The following is a 25,343-nucleotide window of genomic DNA, read 5'->3' as shown; positions in this document are numbered from 1 at the left end:
TAGTGGCGACCAAGCCCGGCCCTCCTATAACACCGCAAGGCATGGCGGCGCTCAAGGCGCGCTACGATCATTTGCTCGGCAAGGAGCGCCCGGAGATCGTGGAGATCGTCAGCTGGGCGGCGGGCAATGGCGATCGTTCGGAGAACGGCGATTATATCTACGGACGCAAGCGGATGCGCGAGATCGATCGCGAGCTTGCCTATATCGCGCGCCGGATGAAGATCCTGCGCGTGGTCGATCCCGCCAACCAGCCTGACCGGACCCGTATCTTCTTCGGCGCCCGGGTCGAGCTTGCCGATGAGGATGACGAGCGGCAGACCGTGACGCTGGTGGGCGATGATGAGCAAGACGCAGGAAATGGCCGGATCGGATGGAATTCACCGATGGCAAAGGCGCTTCGCGGCGCATCCGTCGGGGATTTGCGGGTGGTAAGGCTTCCCGGCGGCGCCAAGGAATGGGAAGTAATCTCCATCGATTATGCGTAAGCTTGCTCTCCTCTTGGCGCTAGGCGCCCTTGCCACGCCCGCAATCGCGAAAGACAGCCTTGGCGTCTATTCGGATTGGGCAGCGTTTCGCGATGGTGACGTCGCGAACTGCTATGCCATAGCCAAGGCGACCAATCGCGAACTCGGCGTAGCCTATGCCACTGTCGCCAGCTGGCCAAAGCGAGGCATCCGCAATCAGGTGCATATCAGGCTTTCACGCGAGGCGCCTTCGAGCGGCAGAGTGCGCGTGCGCGTAGGTCGGACAGGTTTCAACCTCATCGCCCAAGGACGCAATGCTTGGGCAGAGGATCGGCAGATGAATGCCGCCATCGTGGCCGCCCTGCGTTCCGCCAATTCGATGCAGGTGCGCGTGCGCGGGTTTACCGATCGATACAATCTTGCGGGCGTCGCCACCGCCATGGATGCCGCCGTGATCGGCTGTTCGCAGGCCAGCTGACTGGTCAAATCGGCAAGCGCACATTATATGCGCGTTCAATCATGGCAGATACCGAACTCATGTCGATCCCCGGCCAGGTGGATCCCGTCCCCGTCGCGCGTGACATTACGCCGCGCGAAGACGGCCGCATCGACCTGATCGGTCTGCCGAAGTCGCGTATCCGCGAATTGTTTGCAGACGCCGGGCTTGATGCGAAACAGGCCAAGCTGCGCGCAAAGCAGGTGTATCACTGGCTTTATCATCGCGGCGTCACCGATTTCGAAGCGATGACCGACATCGCGAAGACCATGCGCCCGTGGCTCGCCGAGCGTTTCGTCATCGGCCGCCCAGAGGTGGTCGAGGCGCAGCATTCCAATGATGGCACTCGCAAGTGGCTGCTGCAAACCGCCGATGGCCACGATTTCGAGATGGTGTTCATACCCGATGCAGATCGCGGGACCTTATGCATTTCGAGCCAGGTCGGCTGCACGCTGAACTGTACCTTCTGCCACACAGGCACCATGCGGCTCGTAAGAAACCTCACGCCCGGCGAAATCGTCGGGCAAGTCATGCTGGCGCGCGATGCGCTCGGCGAATGGCCGAAGGGTCGGATGGACGGGCTCGATGACACCGAAGACACGGGCCATTACACCGCCGACGGCCGTCTCCTCACGAATATCGTCCTGATGGGCATGGGCGAACCGCTCTACAATTTCGACAATGTTCGCGACGCGATGCAGCTCGTCATGGACGGGGACGGCCTCGCCCTTTCCAAACGGCGCATCACCCTTTCCACCAGCGGTGTCGTGCCGATGATGGAACGGTGCAGCGAAGAAATCGGCGTGAACCTCGCAATCAGCCTCCACGCCGTCACTAAGACGGTGCGGGACGAGATCGTACCGCTCAATCGGAAATACGGGATCGAAGAACTGCTTCAGGCGTGCGCGGATTACCCCAAGGCGTCCAATGCGCGGCGGATCACGTTCGAATACGTGATGCTGAAAGACAAGAACGACAGCGACGAAGATGCGCGCGAGCTTGTCCGCCTGCTCAAGAAGTTCGATCTTCCCGCGAAGGTCAATCTCATCCCGTTCAATCCGTGGCCCGGCGCAGAATATGAATGCTCCGACCCCGACCGGATCAAAAGCTTTTCCAAGATCGTTTTCGAAGGCGGCATCAGCGCTCCGGTGCGCACGCCGCGCGGGCGGGATATCGATGCTGCCTGCGGCCAGTTGAAGACGGCTGCGCAAAAGAAAAGCCGGGCACAGCGCGATCGCGAAGCAGCCGCGCTCAGCGGCTGAACGCTACATTAACACCCTGTTATAATTGCAAGTTGGTAACCTGACCGCGATTACCAGCGAACTTTCCAGTGTCACGCTCGGATCATTCGAAGCGTTAAATTAAAGGAACACTGGAAATGAAAAAGTCCCTGATCGCTCTCTCCGCCGCAGCCTTTGCGGTTCTCGCTACCCCTGCCGGCGCTGCCACGTCGGTCGCACCATCCGCTGCTCCCGCAGTGTCCCAAAGCGCCGTGCTTGATGTGCAATCGCCCACCACCGTGCAAACTTCGGAACTCGGAAAGAGACATCATCGCGGCTTTCGCGGAAAGCGCTTCGGCAAATTCCGCCATGGCAAGGGTTTCCACCGCAAGGGCTTTCATAAAGGCCACCGTGGTTTCAAGAAGAAGCACCACATCCATGATCGCCACCACGATGCGTATTTCCATGACCGCAAATTCGATCATCACGACGACCGCAAGCATCACATCACCAAGAAGAAGTTCAAAGGCAAACGCTTCGGATATCGCTACTAATGATTGAACCATGAGGACGCGCTCGACTAAAGCAGTCGGCGCGCCCTCAGCCTTTGCGAGTCAAATGACGGGTATCGATCAGGCCACTTACGATTTCTATCAGAGCGGAGCGCCTTTTTTCTCGCTCAGCTCCGCAGTCTCTCACAGCCGGTTCCTCGACGAATTTCTCGACCTCTTGAAACCGGGCGCCCGTGTTCTCGAACTGGGATGCGGAGCCGGACGGGATGCCGCACGGATCAAAGAACGGGGTTTCCAACTCGACGCAACCGACGGCATTCCCGCCATGGTCGCAAAAGCCAACGAACGTCATGATGTCGGCGCCCGCTTAATGCGGTTCGATGAGCTCTCTCTCACTGCCAACTACGATGCAGTCTGGGCCCATGCCTGCTTGTTGCATTGCGCGCGAGCCGAGTTGCCGGGCGTGCTTGGCCGGATCAAAGATGCCTTGGTCCCCGCCGGGTTGCACTTGGCGAGTTTCAAGCTTGGCGATGGCGAAGGGCGCGATCTGCTGGGCAGGCTTCATAACTTTCCCTCGGCTGACTGGCTTCGAAATGCTTATACCGAAGCCGGCTTCGAGCTCGTCGACGAAACGATTTACGCCGGAAAAGGCAGCGATGGGACGCCTCGCGACTGGATCGCTCTAACTGTCAGGAAACCATGAAACACACAGTCACCGCTATCTGCACCGGCACCGCCCGTCCCTTCAACGGAGCGGAAACGAGCGCGATTGCAAAGCGTCCTCGCGAGGGCGTGGTCCAGATCCTTGAAGAGGGCTTCGCACCCGATGAGCAGGCCGATCGGCGGGTACACGGAGGCCCTGAGATGGCGGTGCACCTCTACCCGCTCGACCACCATGCATACTGGCGAGAGCAGCTGGGCGACCTCGAATTGCTTGATCAACCCGGAGCCTTTGGCTCCAACCTCGCGGTCGAAGGCATTTCGGAGCACGATGTGCATATCGGGGACCGCTTCCGCTTTGGCGACGCGCTGCTCGAGATCAGCCAGCCGCGTCAGCCCTGCTGGAAGATCGAGCACCGCTTCGGAGCAGAGACCGATTCGAAAGGCATGGTAGCAAGGATCATCAAGACCGGACGGTGCGGATGGTACTTCCGTGTGCTCGAAATCGGCAATGCGCAGGCGGGCGATGTGCTTGAGCGTCTTGAGACAGGCCACGAGAAATGGAGCGTTGCGCGAACGTTTTCTGCGCTGGTCGCGGGAAAGGCGAGTCGCGAGGAGTTGGAGGAGCTGGCGTCCCTTGGGCGGCTCGCCCCGAAACTGCGTACCAAGGCTACCGAAAAACTCGGCTGAAAAACACTTCGTCGCGTAGGATCAACGGCTCGACCATGGCGAGCACCCTCCAACAAATCGTTCATCTTAGGTTCGCCTTACCTGAACCAAATAGCGGAAACCCAATCAAGGGAAAGGCAACCCACCATGAAGATTCTCACCGCACTCGTTTCCGCCGCCGCCCTCTCCACCATCGCCGCTCCGGCGCAGGCCGCTGAGGTTGCGCCGACCGCTGTCGCTCCTATCGCAAGCTGGACCGGTACCGCGCCTGTCGAACTGACGCGCGACCCGCCGCCACATGCGCGCGCATATGGTCGTCGAGGAAAGTATCGTGATTACGTCCGGTATGACGATGATTATTACGATGACGATTATTATGACCGTCGGCGTGATCGGATTTACGATCGCCGCGGCCGGTACATCGAGCCACGGCGCATTCGCCGCGGTGATCGCGTCTGGCGTGGCCGGGACGGACGGTATTATTGCCGCCGCGACAACGGCACGACCGGCCTGATCATCGGTGCAGCCGGTGGTGCGCTGCTTGGCCGCGCAATCGATACAAGAGGCGATCGCACCGTCGGCACGCTGCTCGGCGGCGCACTGGGCGCGGTCCTTGGCCGTGAGATCGACCGCGGCGGAGCACGCTGCCGCTAAGTCTCGAACAAATCACTAGGCTATTGGCGCTGTCGATCCCATCGGTCGGCAGCGCCTTTTTTGTTCGGCTGCTAGCCCCACAATTGAACCTGTAGGCGTGCGCTGATAGGCGTGCGGACGATGACACGCCCTGCCGTCCTGATTACCGGAGGTGCCACGCGAATTGGTGCGGAGATGGCGCGAGGTTTCGCGAAAGCCGGCTGGCACGTCGTAGTCCACTACAACTCATCGTCCGGGCCTGCCGAGGAGCTTGCTGCAGCTCTACCCTCCGCCGAGATCGTGCAATGCGATCTGAGCGACGATGAGGCTGCAGTAGAAATGATACTGGAGCTTGCTGGCCGAATTTCGGATTGGCGCTGCCTGATCAATTCCGCATCGGTCTTCAGCTATGACGGTGCGACCGATCTTGACCCGGAGACAAACCGGGAAGCGATGCAGATCAATGCGCTTTCCCCCGCGCGCATGTCCCAGCTGTTCCTGCAACGCGCGCAAAGCAATGATCTTCGCTGCGTGATCCAGATCACCGACATGAAGCTGGCTAATCCCAATCCCGATTTCTTCAGCTACACTATGTCCAAGCATGCGCTTTCTGCAACCATCGGCATGCTTGCGAAGAGCGCGGACCAGCCGAGAACTCGCATTTACGGGATCGCACCGGGTGCGATCCTCGCGAGCCATGACCAGAGCGAAGAGGAGACCGAAGTCTCGCACCGGCTCAACCTGCTGAAGCGGAAAACCGGCGCAAGCGAGATTGTGGATGCCGCTTTGTTTCTCGCGACGGGTGCGGCGCGGAGCGGGCAGACACTCTACATCGACAGCGGTCAGCACCTGCTCGATCAGGATCGCGACGTGATCTGGCTTGCGCGTGAGCAGGTGAAGGCTCGGCAAGCGAGCGATCACTCCGGAGGATAGATCCGCTTCATCGCAGCCCAGTCATTCGTGACAAGTTCTTCGAGTACATTCAGGTCTACATCAGCCAGCTTGTTGACGTAGAGGCAGCTTTTGCCGGTCTTGTACTTGCCCAGCCGCGACAGCGCATCGTCGCGCTCTTTCGCGGCGATATCGTCGCAATAGCCGCCCATGAGATACAGCGAATGCTTGGCCTTTCGCGGGCTGAAACCGGTCCGCATCCAGTGCACCTCGCGTCCACTGTCGTAGACCGTCCGGTATTCGCCGTACCCGATAATGCTTGGCCCCCAGAGCGCCGGTTCCTCGCCCGTCACCCTGCGAAACATCGCATCGAGCGTGCGCGCCTCGGCCCGCTTCTTCTCGGGCTCCACTGCATTGAGGAAATCACTGACAGTCGCATCGGTTTTCGCTGTTTTCGGCTCGGCCATGCCAATCAGAGTATCCTATTGTTGACAGGAGCAAAAGGCATGGCTTTGTACGCCAATGGGGTCCCTCAAAAAGGCGCGACGATTCAATGAGCAAGACGTTACTCGAAAAATTCCTGAACAAAGGTATCAAGCAAGGACGGCTTGGTGTCGTATTCGCAGATGGCAGCGCCGACACTTTCGGCGAGGCCGCGGAAGGCTTTCCGGAAATCGTCATCCGCTTCACCGACAGCAAGGTACCGCGCGACATCATCATGGACCCGCGCCTTGGCGCAGCCGAAGCCTTCATGGACGGCCGCCTGATCATCGAAAAAGGCGATGTCATGGGCCTTGTCACCCTGCTTCGGGCGAACAGTCCGTGGGATCAGGGCGGCGATATCGCCTCGCCCAAATTGATGCGCCGGATCGTCGACCGCGCGACCTGGGCGGTCGAAAAGGTCAACAATGCCGTCAGCGCCAAGGACAATGTGGCGCACCACTACGATATCGGCAACGATCTCTATGCCTTGATGCTAGACGACGAGCACTGGCAATACAGCTGCGCCTATTGGCCGTCCGATGACATGACGTTGGGCGAAGCGCAGGAGGCGAAGCTCGCCCATATCGCCTCAAAGCTTACGCTATCCAAGGGGCAGACCGTCCTCGATATCGGCTGCGGCTGGGGCGGTATGGCGATCTATCTCGCCAAGAATTACGATGTGCACGTAACCGGGATCACGCTGTCGGAAGAGCAGGCCCAACTTGCCCGTGAGCGTGCCGCCGATGCGGGCGTCACCGAGAAGGTCAGCATCGAGCTTGTCGATTACCGCGATTTCGCAGCCGCAGGGCGCAAGTTCGACCGCATCGTATCGGTCGGCATGTTCGAACATGTCGGCCAGCCGCAGTTCGAGACGTTTTTCGAAGCATGCGCGAACCTGCTCACCGATGACGGTTCGATGCTGCTCCATACCATTGGCCGCATGGGCGTGCCCGGTGCAACCGATGCGTTCACTCGGAAATACATCTTCCCGGGTGGCTATATCCCGGCTTTGTCCGAAACGGTCGCTGCGTCGGAGAAGTTTCGCCTGATCGCCACCGATGTCGAAACCCTGCGCCTTCACTACGCGAAGACGATCCACAAATGGTACGAGAATTGCGAAGCCAATCGCGATGCCATCATCGCGATGTACGATGCGCGCTTCTACCGAATGTGGACGTTCTACCTCGCCGGAGCGGCGACCGTCTTCGAATATGGCAGCATGTGCAATTACCAGATCCAGTACGCGCGCAGCCGCCATGCCCTACCGATCACACGCGGTTACATGGAAGCGGAAGAGAAGCGGCTGCTCGGCAGCTAAGAAGCCGCCTTAGCGAAGAGCGAGCATTTCATCCGTGACAAGCTTCACGGGACCATGATCGTCGGTGTGGTCGCCATGCACGTGATGCAGGCGGCCATTATGGACGAAATCCATGTGTGAGCCGTGCTGGATCATCTGGTGCTCCTCACCCTCATGATCGTGGGGATGGTCGTCCGACGTCACCGTGGTGGCCAGCTCATGCGCTTCGGGATTGGTGCTGCTGACGACGATCATATGCTCGTCCACATGACCGTCATGGCCATGATGCAGATGCCCGTCATGAATGTAGTCGATGTGCCCGCCATGCTCGAGCGCAGTATGTCCGCAATCCGCCGCGTGGGTGTGCGATGCGTGATCGGCGTGCAGGATCTCATGAGCGGAGGCTGCGCTGGAAAGAGAAGACGCTGCTGCGAGAACAAAAACGAGACATTTCATGGGCCGGCTCCTGTTGGACGATGACCCGCTCTTATCAGCGTCCAGCCTACCTGTCACTTTTCATGTCCAACCGGACTAACGCTCAGCAAACCATCAGTACTTTACATGCGTCGAATACCCCCCGTCGACAATCAGGTTCTGCCCCATGATCCAGCTCGCTTTCTCGCTCGCCAGAAACAGGATCGCGTTGGCGATTTCTTCCGGCCTGCCGAACCGCCCCGCGGGATGGCGGGCGAGGTTCTCAGCGTAGTAATCAGGCATGTAGTCTTCGAGGAAGCCCCAGCTGCCATCGTCGATCCGGGTTGGTCCGGGGCAGACCGTGTTGCAGCGTATGCCCTCCCCCATGTGCCGGTGGGCCAGCTGGTGAACGATGTTGATGAGAGCGGCTTTCATCGCCGCATAGCTCAGGTTTTCGCCGAAGGGGTGGTCCTCGACCGCGGCGACGCTTCCCGTTTGCACGAAGGCTCCGCCGCCCGCTTTCTTGAACCAGGGATATGCGGCTTCGAACATCGCAACGCTGGAGAGGAGATCGACTTCATAGCTCAGATCCCAGCTTTCCCGCGTGTTGGGCCTCCCGCCCAAAGCGCTGGCATTCGAAACGACAATGTCCACTCCGCCCATTACATCGGCAGCTTGCTCCACCCACGCTCTCACGGCATCGCCATCGGCGCAGTCTACGACCTCGCCGTGGACGGTACCGAACCCAGACAGGTGTTCGACCGCCTCTGCGACGCCTGATTGCGCGAGCGGATGTCCTTCTCCTTGGAAACCCGCCTCGAACGGCCTGTCGCCGCCGGGCCTCCGGCCGCAAATCGCAACTTCGGCTCCTTCCTCCAGAAAGCTGCGTGCCGTCACGAGGCCGATACCGCGCGTCGCCGCACTGATAATCACTTTCTTTCCCGCAAGTCCGAGGTCCATAGTCGCACTATCTCCTTCTTTTCGCGTTTGATTAGCGCGCGCCCATACACTCAGTCGACTATCGCTATTGCAGGCCGCCTCGCGCCTTCGCTCCAGCGCCCTTGCATCGCATCCCGCAGGCGAATAGGGCGCGCTGCAAACGAGGAGTGTGTTCCGAAATGTCCGATATTAAACGCGTGGTGCTTGCCTATTCCGGAGGGCTGGATACGTCCGTGATTGCCAAGTGGCTGAGCGTCGAACGCGGGCTCGAAGTGGTGACCTTCACCGCCGATCTTGGACAAGGCGAAGAGATCGAACCCGCGCGGGAAAAAGCGCACGCCATGGGCATTCCCGACGAGCACATCTTCATCGAAGACCTGCGCGAAGAATTCGTCCGCGATTACGTCTTCCCCATGATGCGCGCCAATGCGCGGTATGAAGGCGATTACCTGCTCGGCACTTCCATCGCCCGTCCGCTCATCTCCAAACGACAGGTCGAAATCGCGCACGAGACCGGCGCCGACGCGATCGCGCACGGAGCCACCGGCAAGGGCAACGACCAGGTTCGCTTCGAACTGTCGGCGTATGCGCTCGATCCGAATATCGAAGTGATTGCTCCGTGGCGCGAATGGGACCTCAACTCGCGAACCGCACTCATCGCCTGGGCTGAGGCTCACCAGATCAAGGTGCCGACCGACAAGCGCGGCGAAAGTCCCTTCTCGACCGACGCGAACCTCCTGCACACCTCGTCTGAAGGCAAGGTGCTCGAGGATCCGTGGGAGGAGACCCCCGACTATGTCTATTCGCGTACCGATCACCCCGAGGACGCGCCCGACACACCCGAATATATCGAGATCGGTTTCGAGCGCGGTGATGGCGTCTCGCTTAATGGCGAGGCGATGAGCCCCGCCACCTTGCTGACCGCGCTCAACGATCTCGGCCGCAAGCACGGGATCGGACGGCTCGACCTCGTCGAGAACCGCTTCGTCGGCATGAAGAGCCGCGGCATGTACGAAACGCCAGGCGGCGAGATCTATGCTCGCGCACACCGCGGTATCGAGCAGATCACACTCGACCGCGGCGCAGCGCATCTCAAGGATGAGCTGATGCCGAAATATGCGGAGCTCATATACAACGGTTTCTGGTTCAGTCCCGAGCGCGAGATGCTTCAGGCAGCGATCGATCTCAGCCAGGAGAAGGTATCCGGGACAGTGCGGCTCAAGCTGTACAAGGGCCAGGCAAGCGTGGTCGGGCGCAAGAGCGAGCACACGCTCTATTCCGAAGCGCATGTGACTTTTGAAGACGATGCAGGCGCCTACGATCAGCAGGACGCCGAAGGCTTCATCAAGTTGAACGCCCTGCGGCTGAGATTGCTGGCGAAGCGCGACTCGTGAGGGCTGGCTTACGCGGATAGGCGAGTCGGCCCGATTCGCATCTGGTCATCTCGACCGATCGAGCACATTTGCACACCAACTGGAGCGCAAAACGCACGGTTTCGTTCCCGCGAATTTCCCGAATGCGACGAATTGATGACTTATCCACTGCCGTCCACAAGTGATCTGGGCAAAAGTGGAAAACTCACCCTTGCCAGCCTTGCGAACGAACGGATTCGCAGTCAATTTGATCATGTCTTCGGAACAGGAAGACATTGAGAAACAGAGCGCAAGGCCCTGATTTTCAATGAAATTCATGTTCCAAGAATGCGGTGGCGACTGTCCACGCGCTGTCCGAGAGACGAGGTGCAGGAGGCTTCGGCCAAATGCAAGTCGGATCGTTTGAGGAAAGTGCGAAACGACGTCATCGGATAAGACCGAAGATTTGGTCAGTGGTCGAGGAAGTGGAAGGGTCAAACCGGAAGCAGCCGTTTGAGATCAAGGACAATACAGATCATCGGTCTCGGCTTTGCCCTAGGAGAAGCCGTGAGAACGGAAGGTTTCGGCCGGAAGGAAACGCGGCAGATCGCAAGCGAAGTCGGATGCCGGCGCGAGCGCCGGTGACAGAACGCGGGCTTTCGAGCACGCGGAAAGACACCGGGCGCCAAGCGCTTCCGGAACGGACGCACCTTCGGGTGCGAAAGAGACGGAAGACCACGCGCTGGTGAGAGTGGGGTCGGCAGCAATGCCGGCCCCATTTGCTTTGCGCCTTCCGGTGCGCTGCCGGGCCATCACCCGCACTCACACCTGCCTCGCGATCAGGTACATCCGCTACCAATCCGCAAAGCGTTAACGCCTATCATTCCGGCGCGCATTTCGCTCGGTTCGAACTGTCGCTGCCTTGCCCTGTTTGCGCCTCGCCATGCGCAGCGCCTATAAGCCCCGTCTAATGGCATCACGAGCACTCACGCCCCGCCGCGCCCTTAGCACCCTGCCCGGCCTCCGCGCCGCAATCCCGCTCGCCGCGCTTCTGTGCGGCGCATCCACCAGCGCCGCCGACGATCCCGAGCCGGGCTCCGCCCGCTCAACCGCCCTTGCCGAGACGTCCCTCGCCGAAACCGGCCCCCGCATCGACCCGCCGCTCGTCAGCGAGTTCGCGCCCTTCATCGGCCCCCGCCCCGATCTCAACGTCCCGCCCACTGCGGTCGACCTGTCCGAGATCGAGCCACCGATCGAGGACCCGGTCCTCCGCACCCTCGGCACCGGCGTCGCCTCCTTCTACGGCAGGCGGTTCCACGGACGCCGCACAGCGAATGGCGAGCGGTTCGACATGAACGCCATGACCGCCGCTCACAAGACGCTCCCCTTCGGCACCAAGGTCCGCGTGACCAACCCGCGCAACGGGCGCAGCGTCGTCGTGCGCATCAACGATCGCGGCCCCTTCACCCGCGGGCGCACCATCGACCTGTCGCGCGCCGCCGCGCGTGAGATCGGCATGATCGCCAGAGGCCACGCCCGGGTCGAGCTCGACATCCTCCGCTAGCTCGCCGACATCCTCCAGGCCCTCCGCCTGCGCCGCCGCGATCGCCTCGGCCGCTTCCTCCTCGCTTGTCACCTGCCACCAGCGCGCGGCCCCTTCCTCGAACGCGGCGAGCTGCACCGCCTCCAGCGCATCGGCCTCCGCCACGCTGTTTGCCGCCTGATCGGGCGAGAGCACTCCTTCTGGCCGGGCGTCGTTCATCGCGGCAAGCCGCAGGTCGAGCTCGGTCGGAGCGTAGGGGTCCCACGCCTCCTCCCCGGCCCCGTCACCGGGCGCCACCTCAGACTTGGCCTGAGACTTGGACCGCATGTTACACGGTCCAGAGGGTATTTCCGGCAGGTCCGGCGCCGCGTCCCCTTCCGCCGCCTCGAACGCGGCAACCACCTCGTCGAACTCGCCCGCGAGCATCGCGGTGTCCGCCCCTTCGGCGAGCCGATCGAGCCGCGCGAGATGCGCCAGCAGCAGCCGCGAATCGAAGCGCCGCCGCACCGCGACGACCTCGCCGTGGTAGAACACCTGCTCCTCCACCCCGTTCATCGCGCGCGTGGCGAGCGCTTCTTCCGCATGTTCGCGCGCGACGAGCAGCGCCGCGTTCCAGGCCCGCGCAAAGTCCGGGCAAGCGCGCCGCATGCGGTAGGCTGTCTGATGCGAAACCCGCGCCGCCTTCGCCGCGCTGCGCACCTCGCCGCAATCGGCAAGGCGGCGGAGGAAAGCCGCCTGCCGCGCCCGCGTGAACTGCACGTGTGAGGGATGCGCCGCATCCGCAGGCAGCGCCTCGATAATCGCCGGGAGCGCAGCGGAGGCCGAGGCACCCTCGGCTGGAATGAAGGGGTCGGGGTTATGGTGCATGGGAAAGCTCCTTCGTGAGGGAGCCATCCCAACTACACATGAAAGCCGAGGTAGGAAAACGTGCGCGGATTAGGCACGATCTGCTCAGTCGGTGAGTTCGATCCCCGCATCCGTGGCACAGCCGATGAGCGCGCGTTCCATGCTGGAGCGGCTCATGCCGCTGCCGCCGAGCGCGGCCATGGTCTTGTCGGTGACGCAGTTGCACATCTCTCCCGCCTGCTCGCGGGTGATGGAGCTGTCGGCACGCTCGGTGCGGGAGATGCACTTCACCACCGCCGCGCCTTTCGCTCCGCCGCCATAATCGTCCGGATCGGGCGCGTTGCAGGCGGAAAGCGAGCCGAGAACGGCGACGGCGAGGATGACGCGTGTGTGGAGCATGGGCGCGAGCATAGCGCCCAAAGGTTAAGGAGACGCGCAGTGGCACGTGATGCGCCGCTTAAGCGCAACTGTCAGCAGTATCTGGTCGAGGCGTCCGCACCCGTGCTGTCATGGTTCGGGAGGACGCGGTAACCGCACAGGATCATCTCATTGCGAGCAAGCTGCGCGCGTTGCTCGCCCGTCATCTGCGAGCCGCTCCCGATGCGCCCGGCATCGACATGCCGCTCCCACTCGCGCTGATGATCGCGAGCTTCGTGCTGAGTGTGGCGGCGCATTTGTTGGGAGATGGTCGGGAGGTTCGAGGTCTTGGGCATGGTGGAGAGTCCTTTTGTTGCGCACGCCATCCGGCGTGCGATTTCCTCGCTCACACGGCCTACAGGCCGCGTCGCTGCGGGCGGCCGGTCGGCCTTGCGACCCTTCGGGCCGTTTGGACTCTTTCAGTTAGCGGGTTTGGGTTGAGTAGGAAAATCGCAACTAGATCATCGATAAATCGATGTCTTCGATCTGCTGTTCGAACAAGGCTTCCTCGATGCTCTGGTGATCAACAAGTAAAACTTGTGCCGCGGTCTCAAATTTCAAAATGGCATCGTCTCGCAAACGAACGAGAGCATGCAAGAGAATAGCATGGTCGATCGACCGGGAGCGGGAGGAGAGCAGCGAGCTAATTAGCAGGATGGATTGTGCAGTCTTTTGCGCTGGTTCTTGCAAACCAGCATTTGTCGACCCTGCAGACAGATTTCCCTGCCCGTTTAGAGAACCAACGCGGACACGCAAGGCGGTGGACGAAGCATGAACGTTATAGCTCGCATACTTGTATTCTGGTTTCGAAGCCTCCGCCCCTGCTCGTTCTGCAAGATTTGCAAACCTTGGGTTTGGGTTGTTTAGATATCGTGATGCCCAGCCGTAGTCCCCGGCAAACTCTTTTCCATGGAGCTTCACAACGCTATCGAAGTCTTCCTCTATTTCAGCCATCTCTTTTTGACTGAGAGGCGTTGAGCCAGAAACTCTGCAGGTTCGTTGATGAAGATCCGCAGCTTTCTTTCTCTCCACCACCTGATGATCGAAATAGCGTCGCGCCAACTCATTGCCGCCATCGTGCAGAAGCAATGCAATTATCTCAATCTCATGCAGGGTTCGCCAGCGAGCCATCGCTCCATCGGGAAAGCCGTTCTCAATCAATGTGAGTATTTCCCGGGCCACTTGGCAGGCACGAACGTGAAGCTGAACCAACGCATGTCGGGCAATGGGAGCGCGCTTTGCTTTCGATTTCGAAAGGCGCGCTCTCTCCTTCTCACCTTCATCGGTACAGAGATCAACTAAGAGTCGGAGGTCATCCAACGCCTCGCCCCATCGAGCCTCTAGACGCCATCTAAATGCGGAAAAATCTCTTTCCTCCGCCCTTCTGTATCTAAACCAGTCTTTACGATAATCATCGAGCATTTCTCGCGATTGTTCGCGGGCAAGCCTATCAACTATCTCCGGAATTTCGCCAACTAACGCGTCAGCTTGCTTCTCCAAAAGTGCAATATCATCGGCGCTGATCTGGATAGATATGTCAAGTTCTTCGTCGTCCTCATCTTCAAAATGAAACTCTTGATCTCCATTCTCTAACATATGAGAGGCTAATGCCTTGGCCCCTTTTCGATATTGTTTGACCCCAGCTTCCTTTAGCTTTCCCTCAAGCAACTTGGACAGAAGTTGCTCTGGCGTCTTTGAAACTGAGTCTAAAAATACGGAATTGATCGATTTCCCGTTAGACAATTCTTGTCTCCATCAACAATGAGCCGGTCATCAATTTGCTCGCTCGGATAAGAGTCGGATGCGCAAAAACGAGAATCTACTCGACCGCTAGGTTTGGCGTGTCTTCTGCAATTGTTTCGCCGCCGCAGACGCCGTCGCATTAACTCGTCATTACGAGCGAAGCGAAGCAACCCAGAGTGGCTCTTGAGACGCTCTGGATTGCCACGGCGACGGCGTCGCCTCGCAATGACGGTGGCTATTCCGCCGCTTCCTGCTGACGCCTGAGCATAGGCGCGAGGTACTGCCCCGTAAACGAGCGCTCCACCTCCGCCACCTCTTCCGGCGTCCCCGCTGCGACCACCTCGCCGCCGCGCACGCCTCCTTCCGGCCCCAGGTCCACGATCCAGTCGGCGGTCTTGATGACGTCGAGATTGTGCTCGATCACCACCACGCTGTTGCCCTGCTCCACCAGCCGGTGCAGCACTTCGAGCAGCTTGCGCACATCCTCGAAATGCAGGCCCGTCGTCGGCTCGTCGAGGATGTAGAGCGTCTGCCCGGTCGAGCGTTTGCTGAGCTCCTTGGCGAGTTTCACGCGCTGCGCCTCACCGCCTGACAGCGTCGTCGCCTGCTGGCCGACCTTGACGTAGCCCAGCCCCACCTCGTTCAGCATCCGCATCTTGTCGCGGATCGGGGGGACCGCCTTGAAGAAGCTCTCCGCATCCTCGATCGTCATGTCGAGCACGTCAGCGATGCTCAGCCCCTTGAACTTCACCTCGAGCGTTTCGCGGTTGTAGCGTTTGCCGCCGCATTCCTCGCACGTGACATAGACATCGGGGAGGAAGTGCATCTCGATCTTGATGAGGCCGTCGCCCTTGCACTGTTCGCAGCGCCCGCCCTTCACGTTGAAGGAGAAGCGGCCCGGCTTGTACCCGCGGGCCTGGCTTTCGGGAAGCCCCGCGAACCAGTCGCGGATATTGGTGAAGGCGCCGGTGTAGGTCGCGGGGTTGGAGCGCGGGGTGCGGCCGATGGGGGACTGGTCGATCTCGATGACCTTGTCGCAATATTCGAGGCCTTCGACCGCCTCATGCTTGCCCGCGATCACCCGCGCGCCGTTGAGCACCCGCGCCGCCGAGGCGTAGAGTGTGTCGATGGTGAAGGACGATTTGCCGCTGCCCGAAACGCCGGTGATGCAGGTGAACGTGCCGAGCGGGATGGAGGCGGTCACGTCCTTGAGGTTGTTCGCCTGCGCGCCCTTCACCGTCAGCTGGTGCCCGTTGCCGGGCCGCCGGGTTTGCGGAACCGCGATCTCGCGCCGCCCGGTGAGGTAATCGGCGGTGAGCGAGTTCTTCGCCTTCATGATCTGCTTGAGCGTGCCCTGCGCCACGACTTCGCCCCCGCGCACGCCCGCTCCGGGGCCGAGGTCGACGACATGGTCCGCGGTGCGGATCGCGTCTTCGTCATGCTCGACGACGATCACCGTGTTTCCGAGATCGCGCAGCCGCTTGAGCGTCTCCAGCAGCCGGTCATTGTCGCGCTGGTGCAGGCCGATGGAGGGCTCGTCGAGCACGTACAGCACACCCGACAGCCCGCTGCCGATCTGGCTGGCGAGCCGGATGCGCTGGCTCTCCCCGCCGCTCAGTGTACCCGAGGTGCGGTCGAGGTTGAGGTAATCGAGCCCGACATTGTCGAGGAAGCCCAGCCGCTCGTTGATCTCCTTCAGGATAGCGCGCGCGATCTGCGATTGCTGGTCGGTGAGCTGGTCGTCCAGCGCAAGGAACCAGTCCTTCGCCGCGCTCACGCTCATCGTCACCGGCTCGGCAATATCGGTGCCCGCGACCTTCACCGCGAGCGCCTTTTCATTAAGCCGCTTGCCGTCGCAGGTCTCGCACGGCTGCGCGGTCTGGAACTTGGCCAGCTCCTCCTGCATCCAGCTGCTTTCGGTCTGCATAAGCCGCCGGTTGAGGTTGCCGATCACACCTTCGAACGGCTTGTTGACGGTGTAGGTCTTGCGCCCGTCCTTGAACGTCAGCGGCACCGGCATCCCGCCCGTTCCGTGCAGGATGATCAGCCGCTGGTCCGGTTCGAGATCCTTCCACGGGGTCGTGATATCGAAACCGTAAGCCTTTGCTAGGCTGGTGAGCACCTGCATGTAATAGGGCGATGGCGGGTTGGACTTCGCCCACGGCGCGATCGCGCCCTGCTTCAATGTCAGAGCCTCGTTCGGCACCACCAATTGCTCGTCGAACAGCTGCTTCTCGCCGATCCCGTCGCAAGTCGGACACGCGCCTTGGGGCGAGTTGAACGAGAACAGGCGCGGCTCGATTTCCTCGATGGTGAAGCCGCTCACTGGACAGGCGAACTTTTCCGAGAAGACGATGCGATTGGCGGGAATCCCCGCCCCCTTCATCGCACCGCCGCTGTCTGCCTCATCTTCCCGCCCTGGCACTACGCCATCGGCGAGATCGACATAGGCAAGCCCATCGGCCAGCTTGAGTGCCGTCTCGAAACTGTCAGCGAGGCGCGTCTCTAGCCCCTCTTTCACGGCAAGCCGATCGACCACGACTTCGATATCGTGCTTGAATTTCTTGTCGAGTGCGGGCGCTTCCTCGATTGCATAAAGCTCCCCGTCGATCCGCACACGGGTGAAGCCCGCCTTCTGCCATTCGGCGAGCTCCTTGCGATATTCGCCCTTGCGTCCGCGCACCACCGGCGCGAGCAGATACGCGCGCGTGCCCTCGGGCAGCGCCATCACCCGGTCTACCATGTTGGAGACGCTCTGCGCCTCGATCGGCTCGCCCGTCGCGGGCGAATAGGGCACGCCCACCCTCGCCCACAGCACGCGCATGTAGTCGTAAATCTCGGTGACGGTCGCAACGGTCGAGCGAGGGTTGCGAGAGGTCGTCTTTTGCTCGATCGAGATCGCCGGTGAAAGCCCGTCAATATGCTCGACATCGGGCTTCTGCATCATCTCGAGGAACTGGCGCGCATAGGCCGAAAGGCTTTCGACATAACGCCGCTGCCCCTCGGCATAGATCGTATCGAAAGCGAGGCTCGACTTACCCGATCCGGAAAGCCCGGTCACGACAATCAGGCTGTCGCGCGGCAGATCGATATCGACGCCCTTGAGATTGTGTTCACGCGCACCGCGCACGGAGATTTTCGTCAAAGCCATAGGGCGCTATGTTCCGGTAATGTTCACAGTGTCAAGGGGATCGCGGAGCCTACGCGAGCAATGCACTGCAAATGGTTGCCCGCGGCCTCTTTTACAATGCGCGAAACAGCTGGCGGTTTCAGAAGGACCTGAACGGCCGTATGAAACTCAGCTTACGCCAAGGGCAAGGATTTCGGCGCGCTCACGTTCAAGGTTCGCACGAATTGGATCCAACACTGCGCGAACCTGCGGCAAGTCACGTATGGCCGCATACAGCGGATTGCTTCCCAGCAGCAGCCCGCCGGAGATATCGGGGTCTGCCATCACATACGGCCAGCCGTATGCGGGCAGCGCTTCGATTATTTCGGTGGCTTTGGCCCGGTCGTCCCTGGCCGCGGCCAGATCGAGTTCGAAAAGGATGGGAATGATCCATCCTTTATCGGTGTCATTCCAGCGCTCAATCTGCTGTTCCGCGCTGGAAAGATGCGCCTCAGCTTCGGACTCTCGCCCGGCGTCTCGCAGCGCCAGGGCCAGGAAAGGGGATATCTGAGGGACAATAAATTCCGGCCTGCCCCCGGCTTCGGCATAGGCAAGGAAATCTGCATGCGAGGAAAAGCGGGCATCATACAGTGAAAGCAACTCTGCAGCGCGCCCGTTTTCGAGGAAAAGCGGTATTGCCGGACCCACGAATTCAGCCATATCCCATAGGTCACCGTCGCCGCCTGTCACTGCGCGGATCTCATCCACACTTGGCAATTCGCGTCGATGCATCCGGTACATGAGCTGCTTTTCCGGAGTGCGGAGATATGGCAATTCTCCGGGCAGCTGCACGCCAAGCAGCACCTCGATCATGCCCATATGCATATCCAAACTGTACCGTCTTTCGGTCGTCGTGATTGATCCCGACGCCTCTTGTGCCTTTTCCACATAAGTCGAGAGGTCACCGTCGATCCGAGCCAGACGCCCCTCCGCCAGCGCCGATTGCGATGGGGTGACTGCCGCCGCCAGAATATCACGCTCGATCCGACGCGCCAGATCGATCTGGCCGAATTGCACCGCATCGCTCGAAGCGCGCCAACTCGCAGGCCAGAGTGGATCCAGTTCGATCATGCGCAGCGAGCTCTCGATGTGAGGCGCGGCAACGAGCTGAAAATCGCGCTGTGTAAGGGCGAGCCAAAACCAAGCTTCGACATCCCCCGGGTCAAGCGCAATGGCTTGCTTCAGCAAGGCAAGACGTTCTTCTCCGTCCTGCCGGAGCATTCCAGCCAGTTTGAGGGCATCCACCGACTGAGGGTCTAACGCCAGAGCGGTGTTTGCCAGGTCAAGCGCGAGTGCTTCATTGGCATTCTCATCGCCCTCGGGCAGCAGGAAATACGCTTTTGCAAGACCTGCCCATCCTTCTGCGAATTCCGGGCTACGCTGCGTCACCTGTTGCATGATCTGCAGCGCCGCCACACGCTGGTCATCCCCGCGCGTTTTAATCAGCCCCATTGCCGTGAGGTAGAGGCTGTAGTCCTCGCTTGAAACTGCGCTGTCCGGTGTGCGTTCGGCGACGGTCCGGCCCAACGCGCTTGCCATTTCGCGAGCCGTGCGCATCGGCAGGAATCGGGCTGCGTTGCGCCCACTCGCCAGCTGGTCGCTCCAGACCTGCTGGCTGTCTTGCGGATCGACGAGACTTGCGGCCAAGGTGACGCGTTCCGCGCCGACCTGAAGGCTTCCAGTCCAGATATAATCGGCGTTGAGCTTACGGCCTATCTCTGTCGGATCGAGGCCCTTCTCCATAAGATGCCTTGCGCTATCTCCGCTCGTAACTTCAACTGAACCAATCCGAGCGAATTGAGCGCGCAGCTCGGCTTCGAGACCGCGCCCGTAAAGCGGGTCGGTTCCTTCCGCGATATCCAGCGGCAACATCGCAATCTTGAGCCGCTCGACGGGTGGCTGAGAGGGCAACTGCCACATCGCAAGAGCTGCAATCGCGGCCACGAAAAGCATGAGCACCCCGGCCATCACAGCTTTCGAACGCGGCATGGGACGAGAGATCGGGATATTCGCAGCTGGTCCTGACTCCACCGGAGCAGGCTCTTCGCCGATCTTCCCGCCATTCACCACCAGCCGGTAGCCGACCTTGGGCACGTTCTCGACCATTACGGCATCGCCGCCAGCGATCTTGAATGCGGATCGCAGCAGAGAGATCACGCGATTGATCGAGGTGTCTCCGACAATGCGCCCTTCCCAGCACCGTTCGGTCAGATCTTCGCGCGACAGGATAGCCCCGATCGGATCGCTTAGCGCGACAAGTACCTGCATGACCTTCGGTTCGAGCATGGTCTCACCAGCAGGGCCGGAAATGGTGCGCAGCGCCGGCTGGACTTGAACCGGGCCGAGCGAGAAGTCGGGCTGATGCGCAAGATCGATCCGACGCGAGCGCGTCTGCAATTCCTCTGGCGATGCCGCGAATGGACTGTTCACGTCGCTTTTCCCGTCAACCGATCTCGGGCCAAGGCGATTCCCTGACCTTGCTTCATGAATAGTGCAGGAAATCGCGGCGAAGTCACCTGTTCAGGGCCAACATAAACTTTCCATAAGCTCAAAATCATTGGATTCTCAGCGTTTGTGCGCAGCGCGATAAGAACGTTCCCACCATTCTCCAACCATCCGAACGACGGATCATGTCAAACCGGGAGAATGACCATGAACACTTTCATCAAGAAAGCCGCACTTGCCCTCAGTCTCGCAGCCATACCCGCTGCCGTATTCGCCGCGCCGGAGGAGCACACGATTGCGGTAAGTTACGCCGACCTCAACCTGGCAACCGACGAAGGCACCGCGATCCTCGACCGGCGGATCGACAACGCGATCGAGAAGATCTGCGGCGGACCGGCTCCTCGCGATGTGAACGCCGGTATGAAGGTGCGTCGATGCATGGCGAAGACCAAGCTGACCGTGAGCGGACAGCGCGACCTTGCAGTGAAGACCTATCGCACCAATCAGCTGGCGGCATCCGACCGTTCCATCCGTTTCGCCGCGCAATAAACGCAGCAACCCTCCTACCCTGGGCGCGCGGCCATTCTCCTCGCGCCTCACTCGGCGGCTCCGGATATTGCATCCGGGGTCGCCTTTTTCGTGAACGTCCTTCATTCGTTCGCGCTGACATGTTTCTGGCGCGCGGCGAAATTTCACGCGTTAACAATGCTTTTGCCCCTCTCTGTGATAGGCTCGACCACGGTGGGACGGTAAGGGGATGTTCGATGTTCAAATTCGCGTTCGCGCCCGCCACCGCCGCCTTGGCAATGGCGCTCGTGTCCACGCCCACGCAATCGCTGGCCTGCAATCCTGACGATTGCGGCAAAGGCAGTCTCAGCGCCGAAGAGCTGGCGCGCGACAAAGCCGAAATCCGGCGTCTCAACCGCGAGCAGGCACGCTACGTCAAGCGGCGCGATGCAGAATATGCGAAAGGCTGGGCCGCAACCCGCAATCACGAAGCGGAAATGGACCGGTACGAGCGCGAAATGGCGGCTTGGCGCGAAGCTGTGAGACGCTGCCAGGCTGGCGATTACCGCTACTGCGCGCGGTAAATCGCTCCTGATATTGTCTGAAATGCCCTGTTGCAAACCGGCGTCGGCTGCTTCCCGGCGCCTTTTGCGCGGCCTGGGCCGTGCCTGATGAGAGATGAACCGTGGACCTTTCACCACTGATCACCCGTTGATTTAGTGAATTGAAAATAAACGGTTTTCATATTTCGGCGCACCCAGAAACCGCGCCAACATGGGGGCCAGACAGATAAAGCGAGCACCGATCCGCAGCGTCAATTGAAACAGCTGCCATCCGATAATGTCGGTGACTCCAAGGAGAACCGACAATCCAGACTGCCACTGACAAAACATCAAACGCCCAAAAATCCACCAGACTTTCGACATCGCAAACGCCAATTATCAGGCATAGCACTGGCGAAGTTGCCATTCCCTCGCCGGACAAAACTCCCGCCAAACTCCGCAAGCGCCGATTTCTTAAACAATTCCGCAAACGCTGGGCCGACCGCCGCGAGCGGCGTCGAGCACGACGCGCACGTGCGTTCCCTTCCACGAGTGCGACCGCTTCGCGCAGCACCCGTTCGTCCAAGCGCAAGCGCAAACGAACGGCAATGGCCTTGGGATTTAGCGCTGCCACGTTGACTGGTACGTCACAATTGGCACTCAGCGCCGGGCCGATTGCCGCACAGTCGCAGATTGCCGATGTTGAAGATGCGGCCTCGTACGATCTTTTCGACCCGACAGAGCGCCGCGCCGCCAGTGAACTGACGGCGAGTGAACGGCTGATCGAGGCGATGATAGAGGAAGAAGGCGTGCGCTATGATGTGTACCGCGACGTCGCAGGCTATCCGACCGTAGGGGTCGGGCACCTTTTGCTTCCCGAAGACAATCTTCGCGTGGGCGACACCATCTCTCACGAGAGAGCGATGGACTTCCTCGAAAGCGACATCGCCAAAGCCGAAGACATCGTTGTGCGCCTGGTCGGCGATCTTCCGATCAATCAGCACGAATTCGACGCTCTGGTCGACCTCGCCTTCAATGTTGGCGAAGGCACACTCTCGGCCGACGAAAGTCCGCGGCTCAACCGCGCAATCGAAGCTGCGGACTACGACCGCATTGCCGACGAACTTAACTATACCACTGCCGGAAACAGAGTGGCGAAGGGACTCGTTTATCGAAGCGAGCGCCGCCAGCGCATCTTCATGGCAAGCGATTACAGCGATCCGAGGGAAGTTTAATCCACTCTCCCCGGAGAGCCCTACAGGAAATCTGAAGTTCCGCGTGCGGCCAGAAACCTTATTATCGAAGGCCTCTTAGCAAGGTTTGCCAGGACGCCTTTCGGGTCGCACCAGAGGGTCGCCGTTTCGGTACCTCTAGAGAAATTGGACGCGTCGTTCCCTCCCACTCCCCGGAACGGCGCGTCTTTTTGCGCGGGTGGTTAATGCTCGATAATGAGCGCGCGGCTGCCGCGATCTCCGATCCACTGGGCATCGACACCCCAACAGCTCCGGATCGTCTCGCTGGACAGCGCATCTTCGACAGGCCCGCTCGCCGCACATTTTCCTTCGTGCAGCACGACTGCGTTGTCGGCATGGTTCATGGCGAGGGCAAGGTCGTGGAGGACGATGACGACCCCTTGGCCTGAGTGCGCGCAGTTCTGCAGATGTGAAACCAGGCTCAGCTGATGCGCGAGATCGAGCGCCGCCAGCGGTTCATCGGCGAGGATCCAGCGCGGCTCGCCTGCCAGAACGCGTGCGAGCAGGACACGGGCCTGCTCCCCCCCTGACAATTGGCGGGCGGGCCGATGGCGCAGCGGCTCGAGCGTGAGCGCCGCGATGGCCGTCTCTATCTCAGCGGTTCCTCGGTCACGGTGCGGCAACCGGCCAAGCGCGACAACGTTCTCGACTGCGACATCCCAAGCAATTTCCGTGTGTTGCGGCAGATATCCGAGAGTCTTTGCGCGCTCTAGCGGGGGCAATTCGCTCAGTCGCTCACCGTCCAGTTCGACCGTGCCGGACACAGGTTCGAGCAGCCCGGCCAAAGCGAGGAGCAGGCTCGATTTTCCGGCTCCGTTAGGTCCGACAATCGCGGTAATTGTGCCGGGCGGGAATTCTGTGTCGACGTTTTTCAGAACGCTTTGCCCGCCGCGCTCCAGCGTAAGATCGTTTGCGACCAGTTTCATAGGCTGCCGCTCCTCATTCGCAGCAGGAGCCAGAGGAAGAATGGCGCGCCGATCAGCGATAAAGCGATCCCCAGCCGCAGCTCGGTTATCAGCGGCAACACCCGCACAGAGCTGTCGGCGATCAGAACGAGACACGCGCCGGCAAGCGCGCTCGGCACGATCAGGCTCGATGGCAACCGGTCGGTCAGGGGGCGGACCAGGTGCGGCACGATAAGACCGACAAAGCCGATGATGCCTGCCACCGCCACTCCGGCGCCGACGGTCAGCCCCACGCCGACAATCAGCAATCCGAGCAGTCGCCGCGGGTCGATACCGAGCGAGCGCGCCGCGTCTTCGCCCAGGGTGAGCGCGTCGAGCGAGCGCGATGCAAGGATCAGCACGACAATGCCGGCCCCCGTCAAGGGTGCGGCGATCGCCACTTCGCGCCACGACCGGTCGGTGAGTGCGCCGTTAAGCCACAGCACGATCTCGCTCAGGGCAAAGGGATTGGGCGCAAGCGTTATGGCGAGCGCGGTCAGCGATCCGGCGAGGCTTGCAATCATCAGTCCGGCAAGCGTGAACAGGGCAATGCCGCCTCCTGCGCCCGATGACGTGCGCCCTGCGATGAGCGCGAGCAGTGCCATCGCCAGCCCTGCTCCGATCAGGGCGAAGGCTGGAAGGCTCCACGCCGCAATCGCGGGCGGAAGAAGCGCGCCGAACCAGAAACTCGCAACCGCGCCCAATGCCGCCATTGGCGCGATGCCGAACAAGCCGGGGTCGGCGAGAGGGTTGCGCAGATAACCCTGCATCGCCGCGCCCGCTGCGCCTAGCCCCGCTCCCACCGCGATTGCAAGCACCGCGCGCGGCAGTCGCAACTCCATCAGGATGATCGCAGCGTTCGGCGTCGTCGCGGGGTCGATCCACACTCTGCCGGCAAGCAGCGAAAGCGGGACAAGCGCCGCAAGTAGAAGCGCAAAGACGACAGCGGCGCGATTCATGGCGTCGCGCTACTTTTCGGTGTGCGAAGGCGCTCCAGACGCTCGGCGAGCGCGATCAAGGAAGGACCGCCGCAATAGAACAGAGATGGGTCCAAAGCCTCGGTCCGGGTGTCAGAGAGGTCCTGCAACGCCGGATGGTGCTGGCCTGTGCTTTTCCCTGCAATGAGGATCAGTTCGGGAGGATCGGCGAGCAGGCTTTCGAGCGAAACGTAATCGCCTTGCCCCAGCCTCTCGCCATCTACGCTCCGCTGCAGTCCTCCGCGCTCGAGCATGGTCGTCACCAGCGCGTCTTCGCCCGCGACGATCTGGCCCGATTGCCACAGCAATGTGTCGACATCGCCGCGCGCGGCGCGCATCTCGTCCAGACCGGTGACGGCTGCTTCGATGCGCGAAATGAGCTTATCGGACTCACCGCCCGTCAATTCTGCAACGCGCGCGATCTGCGCATAGCTTTCCTCCACGCTCTTAGGGCTGCCGAAGGTCTCGACCCGCAGGCCAAGCCGTTCGAGAGCGGAGCGCGTGCTCGGCGCGATGAAAGTTGATGCGAGGACAAGGTCCGGCTCGAGCGCGAGTATTTCCTCGGCTGTGCCGCCGGTGAAGCGGTACTGCCGAGCGACATCGGGTGCGATCGAGCTCGACGCGGCATCTCGGCTGTAATGCGAAAGGGCAAGAACCTGCTGCGGAGCCGCCACCTCGACCAGGATCGCGTCAATACACGGGTTGAGGCTAACGACCGTTGGCGGGGCCTGAGGCTCGCTTTCACGGCTGCCGGGCTCGACGCAGCCGGTAAGCGCGAGCGCTGGCAACAGAGAGGCCAGCAAGCGGGTATACCCGGCGGATAAGGCGAAAAGTTTCGGCGGCATGACCCCTCTTCGCCGCGATAGGCAAGCCCGCTGCAATCGGCAAGCGGCGCGATCCTAAGGTGCTCGGTAATATCACCGGTGG

Annotated in this window: 27 protein-coding genes; 14 read left to right on the top strand and 13 right to left on the bottom strand. The window is 60.9% G+C overall.

The features are described 5' to 3' along the window. Positions 1–2 precede the first annotated feature (2 nt). From greB to rlmN, 3 genes are read left to right on the top strand one after another with little or no spacing between them, the layout of a single operon-like run. Complete coding sequence (greB, locus tag IB285_RS04355) at positions 3–485, top strand: transcription elongation factor GreB (protein ID WP_328705842.1); 483 nt, start codon at positions 3–5, stop codon at positions 483–485. Beyond that, positions 478–942: a hypothetical protein gene (locus IB285_RS04350; protein ID WP_190787029.1), complete on the top strand. Its 465-nt coding sequence runs from the start codon at positions 478–480 to the stop codon at positions 940–942. Before greB ends, IB285_RS04350 begins: the two co-directional genes overlap by 8 nt. 41 nt (positions 943–983) lie before the next feature. Next, on the top strand, positions 984–2,222 hold the full coding sequence (gene rlmN, locus IB285_RS04345; RefSeq protein ID WP_190787028.1) for a 23S rRNA (adenine(2503)-C(2))-methyltransferase RlmN: 1,239 nt from the start codon (positions 984–986) through the stop codon (positions 2,220–2,222). A 71-nt stretch (positions 2,223–2,293) separates the two neighbouring features. Here the strand turns inward: rlmN and IB285_RS04340 are convergent, their stop codons facing one another. Further along, entirely contained in the window at positions 2,294–2,746 is a 453-nt protein-coding gene (locus tag IB285_RS04340; RefSeq protein ID WP_190787027.1) for a hypothetical protein, read from the bottom strand. Positions 2,747–2,798: 52 nt separating this feature from the next. Here IB285_RS04340 and IB285_RS04335 point away from each other — a divergent pair, with 52 nt between their 5' ends. From IB285_RS04335 to IB285_RS04320, 4 genes are all read left to right on the top strand, one after another. Next, a complete protein-coding gene (locus tag IB285_RS04335; RefSeq protein WP_190787026.1) occupies positions 2,799–3,395 on the top strand; it encodes a class I SAM-dependent methyltransferase in 597 nt (198 codons plus the stop codon). Further along, positions 3,392–4,042: an MOSC domain-containing protein gene (locus tag IB285_RS04330; RefSeq protein ID WP_190787025.1), complete on the top strand. Its 651-nt coding sequence runs from the start codon at positions 3,392–3,394 to the stop codon at positions 4,040–4,042. Before IB285_RS04335 ends, IB285_RS04330 begins: the two co-directional genes overlap by 4 nt. A gap of 126 nt (positions 4,043–4,168) precedes the next feature. Continuing rightward, positions 4,169–4,675, top strand: coding sequence for a glycine zipper 2TM domain-containing protein (locus IB285_RS04325; RefSeq protein ID WP_190787024.1), 507 nt, complete (start codon positions 4,169–4,171; stop codon positions 4,673–4,675). Positions 4,676–4,795: 120 nt separating this feature from the next. Further along, a complete protein-coding gene (locus IB285_RS04320) occupies positions 4,796–5,587 on the top strand; it encodes an SDR family oxidoreductase (protein WP_190787023.1) in 792 nt (263 codons plus the stop codon). Here the strand turns inward: IB285_RS04320 and IB285_RS04315 are convergent. Next, a complete protein-coding gene (locus IB285_RS04315) occupies positions 5,572–6,012 on the bottom strand; it encodes a DUF1801 domain-containing protein (RefSeq protein ID WP_190787022.1) in 441 nt (146 codons plus the stop codon). The genes IB285_RS04320 and IB285_RS04315 overlap by 16 nt on opposite strands. Before the next feature lie 86 nt (positions 6,013–6,098). Between IB285_RS04315 and IB285_RS04310 the strand changes: the two genes are divergently transcribed. Next, positions 6,099–7,346 carry an SAM-dependent methyltransferase gene (locus tag IB285_RS04310; RefSeq protein WP_190787021.1) on the top strand — a complete coding sequence of 416 codons (1,248 nt, stop codon included), beginning with the start codon at positions 6,099–6,101 and terminating at the stop codon, positions 7,344–7,346. A 9-nt stretch (positions 7,347–7,355) separates the two neighbouring features. Here the strand turns inward: IB285_RS04310 and IB285_RS04305 are convergent, their stop codons facing one another. Then, the gene (locus IB285_RS04305) at positions 7,356–7,781 is read right to left on the bottom strand and encodes a hypothetical protein (RefSeq protein WP_199803329.1); all 426 of its coding nucleotides are present in this window, start codon (positions 7,779–7,781) and stop codon (positions 7,356–7,358) included. 93 nt (positions 7,782–7,874) lie between these two features. Further along, the gene (locus IB285_RS04300; RefSeq protein ID WP_190787020.1) at positions 7,875–8,699 is read right to left on the bottom strand and encodes an SDR family NAD(P)-dependent oxidoreductase; all 825 of its coding nucleotides are present in this window, start codon (positions 8,697–8,699) and stop codon (positions 7,875–7,877) included. 158 nt (positions 8,700–8,857) lie between these two features. On the opposite strand from IB285_RS04300, the gene IB285_RS04295 reads away from it, so the two are divergent. The 3 genes from IB285_RS04295 to IB285_RS04285 all read left to right on the top strand — a co-directional run bounded on the left by IB285_RS04295 (position 8,858) and on the right by IB285_RS04285 (position 12,338). Next, entirely contained in the window at positions 8,858–10,072 is a 1,215-nt protein-coding gene (locus IB285_RS04295) for an argininosuccinate synthase (protein ID WP_190787019.1), read from the top strand. Between the two features lie 901 nt (positions 10,073–10,973). Next, positions 10,974–11,594 carry a septal ring lytic transglycosylase RlpA family protein gene (locus IB285_RS04290; protein WP_190787018.1) on the top strand — a complete coding sequence of 207 codons (621 nt, stop codon included), beginning with the start codon at positions 10,974–10,976 and terminating at the stop codon, positions 11,592–11,594. A gap of 447 nt (positions 11,595–12,041) precedes the next feature. Then, positions 12,042–12,338 carry a hypothetical protein gene (locus IB285_RS04285; RefSeq protein ID WP_190787017.1) on the top strand — a complete coding sequence of 99 codons (297 nt, stop codon included), beginning with the start codon at positions 12,042–12,044 and terminating at the stop codon, positions 12,336–12,338. A gap of 186 nt (positions 12,339–12,524) precedes the next feature. Here the strand turns inward: IB285_RS04285 and IB285_RS04280 are convergent, their stop codons facing one another. From IB285_RS04280 to IB285_RS04260, 5 genes are all read right to left on the bottom strand, one after another. Beyond that, positions 12,525–12,818: a hypothetical protein gene (locus IB285_RS04280; RefSeq protein ID WP_190787016.1), complete on the bottom strand. Its 294-nt coding sequence runs from the start codon at positions 12,816–12,818 to the stop codon at positions 12,525–12,527. A gap of 71 nt (positions 12,819–12,889) precedes the next feature. Next, positions 12,890–13,132 (bottom strand): hypothetical protein, encoded by a 243-nt coding sequence (locus IB285_RS04275; protein ID WP_190787015.1) that lies wholly within the window; start codon positions 13,130–13,132, stop codon positions 12,890–12,892. 160 nt (positions 13,133–13,292) lie between these two features. Next, entirely contained in the window at positions 13,293–14,579 is a 1,287-nt protein-coding gene (locus IB285_RS04270; protein WP_190787014.1) for a DUF5677 domain-containing protein, read from the bottom strand. Between the two features lie 235 nt (positions 14,580–14,814). Next, positions 14,815–17,730 (bottom strand): excinuclease ABC subunit UvrA, encoded by a 2,916-nt coding sequence (gene uvrA / locus IB285_RS04265; protein WP_190787013.1) that lies wholly within the window; start codon positions 17,728–17,730, stop codon positions 14,815–14,817. A 147-nt stretch (positions 17,731–17,877) separates the two neighbouring features. Next, on the bottom strand, positions 17,878–20,178 hold the full coding sequence (locus IB285_RS04260) for a winged helix-turn-helix domain-containing protein (RefSeq protein WP_190787012.1): 2,301 nt from the start codon (positions 20,176–20,178) through the stop codon (positions 17,878–17,880). A 222-nt stretch (positions 20,179–20,400) separates the two neighbouring features. Between IB285_RS04260 and IB285_RS04255 the strand changes: the two genes are divergently transcribed. Further along, a complete protein-coding gene (locus IB285_RS04255) occupies positions 20,401–20,742 on the top strand; it encodes a UrcA family protein (RefSeq protein WP_190787011.1) in 342 nt (113 codons plus the stop codon). 215 nt (positions 20,743–20,957) lie between these two features. Continuing rightward, a complete protein-coding gene (locus IB285_RS04250) occupies positions 20,958–21,284 on the top strand; it encodes a hypothetical protein (RefSeq protein WP_190787010.1) in 327 nt (108 codons plus the stop codon). Between the two features lie 132 nt (positions 21,285–21,416). On the opposite strand, the gene IB285_RS04245 is transcribed toward IB285_RS04250, so the two are convergent. Beyond that, positions 21,417–21,626 (bottom strand): hypothetical protein, encoded by a 210-nt coding sequence (locus tag IB285_RS04245; RefSeq protein WP_190787009.1) that lies wholly within the window; start codon positions 21,624–21,626, stop codon positions 21,417–21,419. Positions 21,627–21,895: 269 nt separating this feature from the next. On the opposite strand from IB285_RS04245, the gene IB285_RS04240 reads away from it, so the two are divergent. After that, positions 21,896–22,477 carry a lysozyme gene (locus IB285_RS04240; RefSeq protein ID WP_234033058.1) on the top strand — a complete coding sequence of 194 codons (582 nt, stop codon included), beginning with the start codon at positions 21,896–21,898 and terminating at the stop codon, positions 22,475–22,477. 200 nt (positions 22,478–22,677) lie between these two features. On the opposite strand, the gene IB285_RS04235 is transcribed toward IB285_RS04240, so the two are convergent. Genes IB285_RS04235 through IB285_RS04225 form a run of 3 tightly spaced genes read right to left on the bottom strand, consistent with a single transcriptional unit; the run spans position 22,678 to position 25,261 of the window. Next, entirely contained in the window at positions 22,678–23,421 is a 744-nt protein-coding gene (locus tag IB285_RS04235; protein ID WP_190787007.1) for an ABC transporter ATP-binding protein, read from the bottom strand. Then, the gene (locus IB285_RS04230; RefSeq protein ID WP_190787006.1) at positions 23,418–24,398 is read right to left on the bottom strand and encodes a FecCD family ABC transporter permease; all 981 of its coding nucleotides are present in this window, start codon (positions 24,396–24,398) and stop codon (positions 23,418–23,420) included. Before IB285_RS04230 ends, IB285_RS04235 begins: the two co-directional genes overlap by 4 nt. Further along, positions 24,395–25,261, bottom strand: coding sequence for an ABC transporter substrate-binding protein (locus tag IB285_RS04225; protein WP_190787005.1), 867 nt, complete (start codon positions 25,259–25,261; stop codon positions 24,395–24,397). The genes IB285_RS04230 and IB285_RS04225 overlap by 4 nt, the downstream gene beginning before the upstream one ends. Positions 25,262–25,343: the final 82 nt, after the last annotated feature.

The sequence above is a fragment of the Erythrobacter rubeus genome, from assembly GCF_014705715.1.
Lineage (GTDB): Bacteria > Pseudomonadota > Alphaproteobacteria > Sphingomonadales > Sphingomonadaceae > Erythrobacter > Erythrobacter rubeus.
The sequence above is the reverse complement of the archived record's forward strand: the minus strand, read 5'-3'. Positions and strand labels throughout refer to the sequence as shown.